This window comes from Rhizobium sp. TRM96647, from assembly GCF_025780115.1.
Lineage (GTDB): Bacteria > Pseudomonadota > Alphaproteobacteria > Rhizobiales > Rhizobiaceae > Mycoplana.
Map to the genome: position 1 here is coordinate 401745 of NZ_JAOXHF010000002.1, position 11360 is coordinate 413104.

An 11360-nucleotide genomic window follows, 5' to 3' on the forward strand; every position below is an offset into this window, starting at 1 on the left:
AACAGAGAAGGACGCAACGATGATCACCTGCTTCATCCGCTACGAGATCGACCCGTTCAAGAAGGAGGAGTTTGCCGCCTATGCCAGGAACTGGGGCGAGGCGATCCCGAGGAACGGCGCCGGCCTGATCGGCTATTTCGCCCCGCACGAGGGCTCGGCGACGACCGCCTACGGCGTCTACACCATCGAAAGCCTCGCCGCCTACGAGGCCTATCGCGCCCGGCTCGCCGCCGATCCGCTGGGGGCGGAGAACTACGCCTTCGCCCGCCGCGAGCGCTTCATCCTCAAGGAGGACCGCATCTTCCTGAAGAACGTCTCGATGCCGCATGCCGATCGGGTGCAGCGATGATCGCCGTCATCTTCGAGGTCGCGCCCGCGCCCGGTCGCCGCGACGTCTATCTGAACCTCGCCGCAAGCCTCGTGGCGCAATTGCAGGAGATCGACGGCTTCGTCGCAATCGAGCGCTTCGAGAGCCTGTCGGTGCCGGGCAAGATCCTGTCCCTGTCCTTCTGGCGCGACGAGGCCGCGGTTGCGGCCTGGCGCAACCGCGCCGATCACCGCACGGCCCAGAAGGCCGGCCGCAACGGCGTCTTCGCCGATTACCGCCTGCGGGTGGTCAAGGTGCTGCGCGACTACGGCATGTTCGAGCGCGACGGAGCGCCGGAAGATAGCCGGACGGCGCACGATGCGGCCTGAGAGGGGCGGGGCTACTCCTCAGGAAGGCGCCGGCGGAGATCGTCGATCGCCGCACGAAGCTTCGGCATCTCATCGACGATGACGCCCCGCAAGATCTTGTCGGACAGTCCGTGATATTCGTGCCGCAGGACATTGCCGATCGTCTTGACCTGCGGCCACGGCACTTGCGGATGCAGGGCTTTCATTGTCTCAGGCAGCGAGCGGCTCGCTTCGGATATGATTTCGTTCCCCGCTCGAGGCCATGGCGCAGCAGCCAGTCGCTCTGGTAGTCGGAAAACGATTTGCCTTGGGAGGCCGTCGAGATTCCTTCGATCGCCTCAAGCATGTCCTCGAGCACGTGGCGGATCTGTCGGGCCATCAAAAGACCTGCGTCGCTGCGTCCAGAATTCGCGATCTTAACCGAGGGTGAAGGCCGTCCCTGGTCGTGAGGTCCACTGTCGTGTCGAGCTCCTGTTCGAGAAACAGCTTGATCCCGATGAGGTCGAAGGCGTTGAAGCGGCTTTCGAGATCATAGTCGATGAAAAGGTCGACGTCGCTCTCCTGTCCGGCCTCGTCGCGGGCGACCGAGCCGAACAGATAGAGCGAGGTGGCGCCAAGGGCGCGGATGGCGTCCTCGTTCTTCAACAGCCGTTCTATCGCCTCGCTCTTTCTCATGCCCGCAGTTCTACCGCATCGGGGCCTGTTTTCCATGCGGCGAATATTTCGCTGGCGGCGCGCTCTGCCTTCACCCTTCGGTAACCATCTTCGGTAACCATAAGGGCCAAGAAGTCCGTATCCGAGTAAGCGTATCAGCGAGTATCCGATGTCCCATGTTCTTTCGCTTGCAGAAGCCCGTTCGGTCCGCCCCAATGGCTGGCTGGACACGATCATCCGCGGCGACTGCGTCGCAGCGCTCGACGCCCTGCCGGACCAGTCGGTGGACGTCATCTTCGCCGATCCGCCCTACAATCTCCAGCTCGGCGGAGCTCTGCACCGGCCCGACCAGAGCCTCGTCGATGCCGTCGACGACGAATGGGACCAGTTCGCCTCCTTCGAGGCCTACGACGCCTTCACCCGTGCCTGGCTGCTTGCCTGCCGCCGCGTGCTCAAGCCGAACGGCACCATCTGGGTGATCGGCTCCTACCACAACATCTTCCGCGTCGGCGCCACGCTGCAGGACCTCAGCTTCTGGATCCTCAACGACGTCGTCTGGCGCAAGACCAATCCGATGCCCAACTTCAAGGGCCGCCGCTTCCAGAACGCGCACGAGACGATGATCTGGGCGAGCCGCGATCCCAAGGCCAAGGGCTACACCTTCAACTACGACGCCATGAAGGCGGCCAACGACGACGTGCAGATGCGCTCCGACTGGCTGTTTCCGATCTGCTCGGGAGGCGAGCGGCTGAAGGACGAGAACGGCAAGAAGGTCCATCCGACGCAGAAGCCGGAGGCGCTGCTTGCCCGCGTCATCATGGCGTCTTCGAAGCCCGGCGACGTCGTGCTCGATCCCTTCTTCGGCTCCGGCACGACAGGCGCGGTCGCCAAGCGTCTCGGCCGCCACTTCGTCGGCATCGAGCGCGAGCAGGACTATATCGATGCGGCCCTTGCCCGCATCAACGCGGTCCAGCCGCTCGGCAACCAGACGCTGACGGTCATGACCGGCAAAAAGGCCGAGCCGCGCGTCGCCTTCAACACGCTGGTCGAAAGCGGCCTGATCGCCCCCGGCACGGTGCTGACGGACGCGCGCCGCCGCCACAGCGCCATCGTGCGCGCCGACGGCACCATTGCCTCGGGTGCCGATGCCGGCTCGATCCACCGCGTCGGCGCGAAGGTGCAGGGGCTGGATGCCTGCAACGGCTGGACCTTCTGGCACTATGCCGAGGGCAGCGAGCTGAAGCCGATCGACGCACTCCGTTCCGTCATCCGCAGCGACATGGCGAAGCTCGAAGGCTGAGCCGGCCGCGAAACGGACTGCCAAGCATACCTCCTGTCGCGGCCTTCGGCGTTCCCTGCGCCGGAGGTCGCGGCAGTTTCGGCTGCGCGCACGAGGCTCGCGGCAATTCGCCCGCAGGTAGACATGGACAAAGCCGCGACTGTGTGGGCACAATGCCCTGGTCCATAGCGGGAGGAAATGACGGCCACCGACAACAATCAGAAAACCGGTGGAACCTGGGGCGTCGGATTGCATTCTTAACGTGTCAAGCGGGAGGCGATCATGAGGCATATCGAAATCGGCAACCTCGATCCGGAACAGGCAAAGCGTGTCTGGGAGGTTTCCGAATACTGCCGAAAGGCCGGCGTCAGCCGGAGGGAAGAGCAAAGGCTGATCAAGATACTCGGCCGCTATGCTTCCGCCCACGAACTGCAGATGAACATCGTTCGTCCCAACAATCGCTCCCGCTGCTGAAATCCGGCCGGAAAGCCTTCCTCGAGGCGCCGCTCGCGCGTCTTCTCTCCAGACATCACATCCTGTCTCTGCTGCGGTACGTAGCTCAACGCCCTTTCCTTGGGTGTGGGAATGCAAGTCATTGCGAATGTTCGGAGAATACCCGCTTTGGCGGCCGGCGTTCAGCGGCGGTTAACCATCCGGGCCTAAGGTCGGCGGCAGACAGACAGAGCTTCCGTCTTTCCGGTTTCGTACCTTCAGTCCCGGAGAGACGAAAACGCCCGGGACCGGCAACGGCCCCGGGCGTTTTTCGTCATGGTTCGTCAACTGGCCCGGCTTGTCAGGCGAAGCGGTCAGAGCGTGATGCCGTGCGCGGCGAGATCGCTCTTCAACTTCTCGGCATCCGTGAAGTGCACGGCGTTCCAGCCGGCGGCGCGTGCACCTTCGACGTTCTTCTCCGCATCGTCGATGAAGAGCGTGTGCGCCGGTACGAGGTCGAAGTCGCGCGCATGCCGCTCGTAGATGGCGGCGTCCGGCTTGATCAGGCCGATCTCACCCGAAACCGTCACCCCGCGCGGCAGGTCGAGGAAGGGGTAGAGCTTGCGCGCCTCCCGGAAGGTGTCGGCGGCGAAATTGGTCAGCATGGTGACGTCGCGACCGTCGGCCACCAGCGTCTCCATGATCGCGACGCTCTCGACATAGGCGTGCGAGACCATCTCCTGCCAGTGCCTGCGGAACGCGCGGATGTTTTCCTCGTGGTCGGGATAGTCCCTGATCAGCAGTGCTTCGGCGTCCTCCCAGGCCCGGCCGCGGTCCTGCTCCAGGTTCCAGTCGTGCGTGCAGACATTGGCGAAGAACCAGTTGCGCTCCGCATCGTCGGGGATCAGCCGGCTGAACGGGATGTGAGGGTCGTAATGGATCAGCACCCGGCCGATGTCGAAGACGATGTGATGGATTTCGATGGTCATGGGATGCTTACCCTCTCGATTGCATCGGCTCTATTGCGCGGGGCCGCGGCTGGAACGCGTCCGGAATAGCCTTTGCGATTGCTTTCTTCATGACGCTCGGCAGCGCCTCTCCTGCAAGGTTCTCCTCCGGCTCCCACCATCCCGGTCCCGCGACCTGCTCTGCGGCGGTCGCGCGGCCGACCCTGGAGCGGAACACCGTCAGGCGCAACTCGAAATGCGTGAACACGTGGACGACAGTCCCGCAATCGTGCCACGCCGCATCGAAGGGAGCGGCGTCTGCGCCGGTTGCGCCGTCCTGCCTTGCCGTCCAGTCGGTGTTCGGCACCTCGGTCATGCCGCCGAGCAGCCCGTGGCCGGGCCGCTTGCGCAAAAATACTGCCCCCGTCTCGTCGACGGCGACGAAAGCGGCGCCGAGACGCACCGGCTTTTCCTTTTTCCCCGCCTTCACCGGAAAGCGCTCCGGGTCGTCGCTCGCAAGGGCCGTGCAGGAGCCGTTCACCGGACAGAGTGCGCAGGCCGGCCGTCGCGGCGTGCAGATCGTGGCGCCGAGGTCCATCATCGCCTGGGCGAAGTCCCCCGGCCGCTCGCCGGGCGTCATCTTCGCCACAAGGGCGCGCATCAGCGGCTTGGAGCCGGGCAGGGGGGCGTCGACGGCGTGCAGCCGCGAGATGACGCGTTCGACATTGCCGTCGAGCACGGCCGCCGGCCTGTCGAAGGCGATCGCGGCGATGGCGGCTGCGGTATAGTCGCCGATGCCGGGCAAGGCCTTCAGGCCCTCCTCGGTATCGGGGAAGCGCCCGTCATGCGAAAACGCCACGGCTTCGGCGCATTTCTTCAGGTTGCGGGCCCGCGCATAATAGCCGAGCCCGGCCCAGGCCTTCATCACCTCCTCTGTCTCTGCCTCGGCGAGGTCGGTGACGGTCGGCCATTTGGCTGTGAACAGCGCGAAGTAGGATTTCACCGCCTGCACGGTGGTCTGCTGCAGCATCACCTCCGAAAGCCAGACCCTGTAGGGATCCGGCCGGATGCCGCGGGCCGCCATCGGCGGCGAGATGCGCCAGGGCAGGTCGCGGTGGTGCCGGTCGTACCAGGCGACGATCTTTCCGGTCTGGTCTGCGGCGGGTGAATTCGTCATCAGTTTGCCTGGACGCGATAAGGAAGCGTATAACTGGCGAAGCAGCGCCGTTTCTTCAAGGCAAATCTCGCCTGTCGAGGAATATTTTCCGCTGGAATGCCTGTGGAGTGCCTGACGTGAATTCCCGACCCGCCCGCAAGGGTGCCCAGCAGATCAGCGAGGTCGCCAACGGCCTGATCGATCCCGTGCTCGCCAGGCGCGCCGGCATTAGCACGATGCTGCTCGGGTCCTGGGACGAGATCGCCGGCAGTGCGTTCGCGGAATGCAGCCGGCCGGAGAAGATCGCCTGGCCGCGCCGGGTGTCGGAGATGGCCGGCGAGGACGGTGGCCACCAGCCCGGCACGCTGACGATCGCCTGCGAGGGCTCGCGCGCGCTGTTTCTGTCGCATCAGCAGGGCGAGCTTATCCAGCGCATCAACGGCTTCTTCGGCTATCCGGCGATCCGGCAGATCCGCATCGTGCAGAAGCCGGTGACGCCGCCGGCAAGGCGCCGCCGCCCCCCGCGGCCGCTCACCGGCGCGGCGGCGCGTCACCTGGACGAACTGGTCGAGGGGATCGAGGGCGACGCGCTGAAGGCGGCGCTGAAGCGGCTCGGCACCGCAGTCCTCGGCCGCAAGGGCGAACCGCGGCGGTGAGGGCTGCGGCACAACATCACAAGGTCACAATTCTTTGAAGGTCATGGTGTGGGCACAGCTTGTTCGCAACATGAAGCCGGTATATCCCGGCGATCGAAGCATTTTTACTTGTCCCTACAGGAGAGACCATGTCCCTTTCCGCAATGAGCCCGTTCAAGCGTCTTATGGGTGGCGTCGCCGTGGCTGCGCTGGCGGTTACGCTCGCCGCCTGCAGCGAGGAGAAGAAGGAGACCTCGGCGGCTCCGGAGAGCCAGGCGACCACCGAGAGCGCTGCGACGCAGCCCGCTCCGGCCGCAGGCGCCGATACCGCTTCGGCCCCTGCCGCAGCCCCGGCCGCGACCACAGAGGCAACCCAGACAGAGGCCGCCCAGACCGAAACCGCCCAGACAGCGACCACGCAGGCTGCGCCGGCGGCAAGCGTCGAGCTTCCGGCCTCCGACGGCGACGTCGACATGGCCAAGGTGCTGGAGCCCGGCCCGCTTCCGGAAATGGCGATCGGCGAGGCCAACGCACCGGTGACGATCGTCGAATACATGTCGATGACCTGCCCGCACTGCGCCAAGTTCCACAACGAGACCTTCGACGCGATCAAGGCCAAGTATGTCGACAGCGGCAAGGTGCGCTTCATCCTGCGCGAGTTCCCCTTCGACCCGCGCGCCGCAGCCGCCTTCATGCTCGCCCGCTGCGCCCCGCCGGAGCAGTATTTCCCGATGGTCTCCATGCTGTTCAAGCAGCAGGAACAGTGGGCTGCGGCCGAAAACGGCCGCGATGCGCTGCTGCAGATGTCGAAGCTGGCCGGTTTTACACAGCAGAGCTTCGAAGCCTGCTTGACGAACCAGAAACTTCTCGATGATGTGAACGCGGTACGCGAGCGCGGTGCCAAGGAATTCGGTGTCGCGGCGACGCCGACCTTCCTCGTCAACGGACAGCGCTATTCCGGAGATATGTCGGTTGACGTCATGTCGGCCCTCATCGACAGCAAGCTCTGAGACTGGTCCCGCAATCCTTGCGGGCGCCGGGGGCTTGGGTGTGTGCCGATCCTACCTCCCCCTTGAGGGGGGAGGTCGCGCGATAACGCGGGTGGGGGTGACATCCGCGGCGATCACCCCACCCCGGCGCTTCGCTCCGACCCTCCCCCTCAAGGGGAGGGTGGCCCCATGAAATTCACCAAGCTCCGCCTGCAGGGTTTCAAGTCCTTCGTCGAGCCGACCGAATTCGTCATCGAGCGGGGGCTCACCGGCGTTGTCGGGCCCAACGGCTGCGGCAAGTCGAACCTCGTCGAGGCGCTGCGCTGGGTGATGGGGGAGAATTCCTACAAGAACATGCGCGCGTCCGGCATGGACGACGTGATCTTCTCCGGCTCCGGCAACCGCCCGGCCCGCAATACTGCCGAGGTCGGCCTCTATCTTGAGAATTTCGACCGCACCGCGCCCGCCGCCTTCAACGATGCTGACGAGATCCAGGTCTCCCGCCGCATCGAGCGCGAGCAGGGCTCGGTCTACCGCATCAACGGCAAGGAGGCGCGCGCCAAGGACGTGCAGCTTCTCTTCGCCGATGCCTCCACCGGCGCGCGCTCGCCCTCCATGGTCGGGCAGGGGCGGATAGGCGAACTGATCCAGGCCAAACCCCAGGCGCGCCGACAACTGCTGGAAGAGGCGGCCGGCATCTCGGGCCTGCATTCGCGCCGCCACGAGGCCGAGCTTCGCCTGCGCGCCGCCGAAACCAATCTCGAGCGCCTCGACGACGTCACCTCGCAGCTCGAAAGCCAGATCGACAGCCTCAAGCGCCAGTCGCGCCAGGCGAACCGCTTCAAGATGCTGTCCGCCGATATCCGCCGCCATGAGGCGATGCTGCTGCACATCCGCTGGGCGCAGGCGAAGGAGGCCGAGGGCGAGGCCGAGAGCCAGTTGAACCAGGCGACCTCGCTCGTGGCCGAGCGGGCGCAGGCGCAGATGGAGGCGGCCAAGGCCCAGGCGGTCGCCAGCCTTAAGCTGCCGGAGCTGCGCGAGAACGAGGCGAAGCTCGCAGCCGCGCTGCAACGCCTGCAGATCGCCCGCGCGCAACTGGAAGAGGACGCCGGACGCCTTCTGCGCCGCCGCGACGAACTGGCCCGCAGGCTCGCGCAGCTTTCCGAGGACATCGCCCGCGAGGAGGCGATGGTCGCAGACAACGCGCAGGCACTGGAGCGGCTCGCCGAAGAGGAGCAGGAGATCGGCGACATTTTGGGCGAGGCCGACGACCGCGCCGCCGCCGCCCGCGAGGCGATGGACGAGGCGGCCCATCGCCTGTCTGCGAGCGAGCAGGTGCTGGGCGAGATCACCGCCGAGCGCGCCGAGGCGCAGGCCGTCCGCAACCAGCTGGAAAAGACCATTCGCGACCTTTCCGACCGGCAGGCGCGGCTCGCCCAGCAGTTTTCGAACCTCGAGGCCGAGATTTCCGCCATTGCCGAGCGCATCGCCGCCCTGCCGGATCCCGAGCAGAAGCGCCAGGACGTGCAGTCGGCCGAGGCGGCGCTGGAAGAGGCCGGCGAGCGGCTGGCCGAGGCCGAGGAGGCGCTGGAGGAGGCGCGCGCCGCCGAGGTCGAGGCCCGCGGTCCGGTCGAGACCGCCCGCGGCGGGGTCAATGCGATCGAGACCGAGACGCGCACGATCCGCCGCATGCTGGAGGCGGGCGCCGCCGGCGGCTCGTTTTCGCCGGTCGTGGAAGACGTGCAGGTCGACAAGGGCTTCGAGACGGCGCTCGGCGCGGCGCTGGGCGACGACCTGGATTCGCCCGCCGATACCGCCGCCGCCGCCCATTGGCGCCTTGTCGGCGACGGCGCGGCCGATGCGCCGCTGCCCGATGGCACGGTGCCGCTTCTGGCCCATGTCCGCGCGCCGGACGTGCTGACCCGCCGCCTGCGCCAGATCGGCGTCGTCGCGGACGAGGCGACGGCGCTTTCCCTTCTCGCAGGCCTTAGGCCCGGCCAGCGGCTGGTTACCCGCGAAGGCGCCGTGTTCCGCTGGGACGGGCACGTCGCCGGCGCCGATGCGCCGAGTGCCGCCGCCCTGCGGCTGGCGCAGAAGAACCGCTTGCGCGAACTGGAGGGCGAACTGGACGAGGCGCGCGCCGCCCTTTCAGCTGCCGAGGCCCGCCTCGCCGACGCCAGTGCTGCGATCCGCGTCGCCGCCCAGGTCCAGCAGGACGGCCGCGAGGCGCAGCGGCTTGCGGTCCGCGCGCTGGCCGAGGCGCGCGACGCCCTCGACGCCGCCGAGCGGGCGTCCGGCGAACTGATCCGCCGCCGCGCCGTGCTCGACGAGACCGGCGCCCAGCTTCAGGCCCAGATCGAGGAGGCGGGCGACCAGTTGGAGGAGGCGCGCGCGGCGCTGGAGGATGCGCCCGACATCGCCGGGCTCGACCTCAGGCTTTCCGGCCAGTCCGCGACCGTCGCCACCGATCGCGCCGGCCTTGCCGAGGCGCGCGCCTTCCATGACGGGCTCGCCCGCGAGATGGCCGAGCGGCAGCGCCGGCTGGCGGCGATCGCAAGCGAGCGCGAGACCTGGCGCAACCGCGCCGCCAATGCCGAGCGCCACATCGCCTCGCTGCGCGAGCGCGAGGCCGAAGCGCAGGACGAGGCGGAGCGTATCGCCGAGGCGCCGGAAGAGATCGAGGACCGCCGCCGCGCGCTGATGAGCGAGCTCGCCCGCGCCGAGGAGGCCCGGCGCGCCGCCGCCGACCATCTGCAGGATGCCGAGAACGTCCAGCGCGAGGCCGACCGCACGGCGGCGACGGCGCTGTCGCAGCTGGCCGAATGCCGCGAGCAGCGCGGCCGCACGGAGGAGCGGCTGGTGTCGGCCCGAGAGCGCCGCCTCGACGGCGAGGCCCGCATCCGCGCGGCCCTTCATTGCGCCCCGCACGAGGCGTTGAAGCTCGCCGAGCATGCCCCCGACCGGCCGCTGCCCGACCCGCGCGACACCGAGCTGGAGCTCGACCGGCTGAAGGTCGAGCGCGAGCGGCTGGGCGCGGTCAACCTGCGCGCCGAAGAAGAGCAGAAGGAACTGTCGGAGAGGCTGCAGACAATCGTCACCGAGCGCGAGGATATCATCGAGGCGATCCGCAAGCTGCGCTCGGCGATCCAGAGCCTGAACCGCGAGGGCCGCGAGCGGCTGCTCGCCGCCTTCGACGTGGTCAACGCCCAGTTCCAGCGGCTGTTCACCCATCTCTTCGGCGGGGGGACTGCGGAACTGCAACTGATCGAGAGCGAGGACCCGCTCGATGCCGGCCTCGAGATCCTCGCCCGCCCGCCGGGCAAGAAGCCGCAGACGATGACGCTGCTTTCGGGCGGCGAGCAGGCGCTGACGGCGATGGCGCTGATCTTCGCCGTCTTCCTCACCAATCCCGCACCGATCTGCGTGCTCGACGAGGTCGACGCGCCCCTCGACGACCACAATGTCGAGCGCTACTGCAACCTGATGGACGAGATGGCGGCCTCGACCGAGACCCGCTTCGTCATCATCACCCACAACCCGATCACCATGGCCCGCATGAACCGCCTGTTCGGCGTCACCATGGCCGAGCAGGGCGTCTCCCAGCTCGTCTCCGTCGACCTGCAGACCGCAGAGCAACTGCGCGAGGCGGTGTAGGGGGGAGCTGCTTTCGACCAGGCGGCCTTCATGCTATAGTTGCGGTCGTCCCGGAGGCGCCAGATGAACGTTTCGATCAGCAAGGAACTACAGAAGTATATCGACGAGGAGGTCGAAAGCGGCCGTTTCGATGACGCCAGCGCCGTCGTCAACGATGCGCTTCGCCTGCATGAGGCCTATATCGGTCGGCTCCGGGAGAAGGTGGGCGAAGGCCTGGACGACATCGAAAGCGGTCGGCACAGGGCCGTCACGGCGGCGGAGTTTCTCTCTCGCGCGCGGTCTGCTCTCTCCTGAGCGCTCCGGCCTACCAGTTTACCGCCAGCGCGGAGGCGGATGTCAATGCCATTCTCGCCTATACGCTGGAAACCTGGGGTGATGCTCAGGCGGAAGCCTATGTCGGCGGCCTGTTCGATCTTCTCGGACGCTTGAGTGCCAGGCCGGAAAGCGGTCGGCTGCGGCAGGAACTGCCAGGCAGTCTGCGCTCCTTTCCTTATCGCGAGCATATCGTCTTCTACACGGTGTTCCGCGACGCCATCCTCGTGATCCGCGTTCTTCACGCCCGCCAGAACACCCTCCCGGCCTTTTTCGACACCTGAGCGGAACCAATCCCCGGCTCCCGCATTCTCTCTCGCGCCGGCCGTCAGGGCCGGGCAGGAAGGGGACATTGATGTCAAGAAACGCACTCTACATGATCATCGGCGCGCTCATCGTCGTCGTCGCCGGCTTTTCCTACTATGCCTACCAGGAAGAGAAGAAGCCCGACGGGGTCGAGATCCAGATCGGCAAAGACGGCCTGTCGGTCCAGGAGAACTGACGGAGATCCGGGCGCCGTAGCCGGCCCTGCGATGGCCGGCCCGGTGCCTTTCCGCCTGTCTGAGCGGCCCTTGGCCTCGACCTTCGTCGGCTAATGTTGCGGCGCAGCATTTTCTGCCTTCCGAT

15 protein-coding genes are annotated in these 11360 nt (G+C 66.8%); 10 read left to right on the top strand and 5 right to left on the bottom strand.

The genetic code is table 11. From position 1 onward, the window contains the following. Window positions 1-19: 19 nt before the first annotated feature. Together OCK02_RS04850 and OCK02_RS04855 are read left to right on the top strand one after the other, a co-directional pair. Window positions 20-349, top strand: a complete 330-nt coding sequence (locus tag OCK02_RS04850) for an NIPSNAP family protein (protein ID WP_230802978.1) — start codon at window positions 20-22, stop codon at window positions 347-349. Then, window positions 346-696 (top strand): antibiotic biosynthesis monooxygenase family protein, encoded by a 351-nt coding sequence (locus OCK02_RS04855; protein ID WP_263811823.1) that lies wholly within the window; start codon window positions 346-348, stop codon window positions 694-696. Before OCK02_RS04850 ends, OCK02_RS04855 begins: the two co-directional genes overlap by 4 nt. An 11-nt stretch (window positions 697-707) precedes the next feature. On the opposite strand, the gene OCK02_RS04860 is transcribed toward OCK02_RS04855, so the two are convergent. Genes OCK02_RS04860 through OCK02_RS04870 form a run of 3 tightly spaced genes read right to left on the bottom strand, consistent with a single transcriptional unit; the run spans window position 708 to window position 1350 of the window. Next, window positions 708-881: a DUF86 domain-containing protein gene (locus OCK02_RS04860; protein WP_263811824.1), complete on the bottom strand. Its 174-nt coding sequence runs from the start codon at window positions 879-881 to the stop codon at window positions 708-710. Beyond that, on the bottom strand, window positions 878-1054 hold the full coding sequence (locus tag OCK02_RS04865) for a hypothetical protein (protein ID WP_263811825.1): 177 nt from the start codon (window positions 1052-1054) through the stop codon (window positions 878-880). The genes OCK02_RS04860 and OCK02_RS04865 overlap by 4 nt, the downstream gene beginning before the upstream one ends. Next, a complete protein-coding gene (locus OCK02_RS04870) occupies window positions 1054-1350 on the bottom strand; it encodes a nucleotidyltransferase family protein (RefSeq protein ID WP_263811826.1) in 297 nt (98 codons plus the stop codon). The genes OCK02_RS04865 and OCK02_RS04870 overlap by 1 nt, the downstream gene beginning before the upstream one ends. A gap of 148 nt (window positions 1351-1498) precedes the next feature. Here OCK02_RS04870 and OCK02_RS04875 point away from each other — a divergent pair, with 148 nt between their 5' ends. After that, entirely contained in the window at window positions 1499-2629 is a 1131-nt protein-coding gene (locus OCK02_RS04875; RefSeq protein ID WP_263811827.1) for a site-specific DNA-methyltransferase, read from the top strand. Between the two features lie 261 nt (window positions 2630-2890). Further along, window positions 2891-3082, top strand: coding sequence for a hypothetical protein (locus tag OCK02_RS04880; protein WP_112593443.1), 192 nt, complete (start codon window positions 2891-2893; stop codon window positions 3080-3082). A 332-nt stretch (window positions 3083-3414) separates the two neighbouring features. On the opposite strand, the gene OCK02_RS04885 is transcribed toward OCK02_RS04880, so the two are convergent. Both OCK02_RS04885 and mutY read right to left on the bottom strand, forming a co-directional pair. Beyond that, on the bottom strand, window positions 3415-4029 hold the full coding sequence (locus OCK02_RS04885; protein ID WP_263811828.1) for an HAD family hydrolase: 615 nt from the start codon (window positions 4027-4029) through the stop codon (window positions 3415-3417). 7 nt (window positions 4030-4036) lie between these two features. Further along, a complete protein-coding gene (gene mutY, locus OCK02_RS04890; RefSeq protein WP_263811829.1) occupies window positions 4037-5164 on the bottom strand; it encodes an A/G-specific adenine glycosylase in 1128 nt (375 codons plus the stop codon). A gap of 116 nt (window positions 5165-5280) precedes the next feature. Between mutY and OCK02_RS04895 the strand changes: the two genes are divergently transcribed. The 6 genes from OCK02_RS04895 to OCK02_RS04915 all read left to right on the top strand — a co-directional run bounded on the left by OCK02_RS04895 (window position 5281) and on the right by OCK02_RS04915 (window position 11235). After that, on the top strand, window positions 5281-5799 hold the full coding sequence (locus OCK02_RS04895; RefSeq protein ID WP_230802985.1) for a DUF721 domain-containing protein: 519 nt from the start codon (window positions 5281-5283) through the stop codon (window positions 5797-5799). 128 nt (window positions 5800-5927) lie between these two features. Further along, a complete protein-coding gene (locus tag OCK02_RS04900; RefSeq protein ID WP_263811830.1) occupies window positions 5928-6788 on the top strand; it encodes a DsbA family protein in 861 nt (286 codons plus the stop codon). Window positions 6789-6956: 168 nt separating this feature from the next. Continuing rightward, a complete protein-coding gene (locus OCK02_RS04905; protein WP_263811831.1) occupies window positions 6957-10421 on the top strand; it encodes a chromosome segregation SMC family protein in 3465 nt (1154 codons plus the stop codon). A gap of 63 nt (window positions 10422-10484) precedes the next feature. After that, complete coding sequence (locus tag OCK02_RS04910) at window positions 10485-10715, top strand: type II toxin-antitoxin system ParD family antitoxin (RefSeq protein ID WP_263811832.1); 231 nt, start codon at window positions 10485-10487, stop codon at window positions 10713-10715. After that, the gene (locus OCK02_RS26200) at window positions 10712-11017 is read left to right on the top strand and encodes a type II toxin-antitoxin system RelE/ParE family toxin (RefSeq protein ID WP_412178768.1); all 306 of its coding nucleotides are present in this window, start codon (window positions 10712-10714) and stop codon (window positions 11015-11017) included. Before OCK02_RS04910 ends, OCK02_RS26200 begins: the two co-directional genes overlap by 4 nt. A gap of 71 nt (window positions 11018-11088) precedes the next feature. Then, window positions 11089-11235 carry a hypothetical protein gene (locus tag OCK02_RS04915; protein WP_230802989.1) on the top strand — a complete coding sequence of 49 codons (147 nt, stop codon included), beginning with the start codon at window positions 11089-11091 and terminating at the stop codon, window positions 11233-11235. The last annotated feature ends 125 nt before the right edge of the window (window positions 11236-11360 follow it).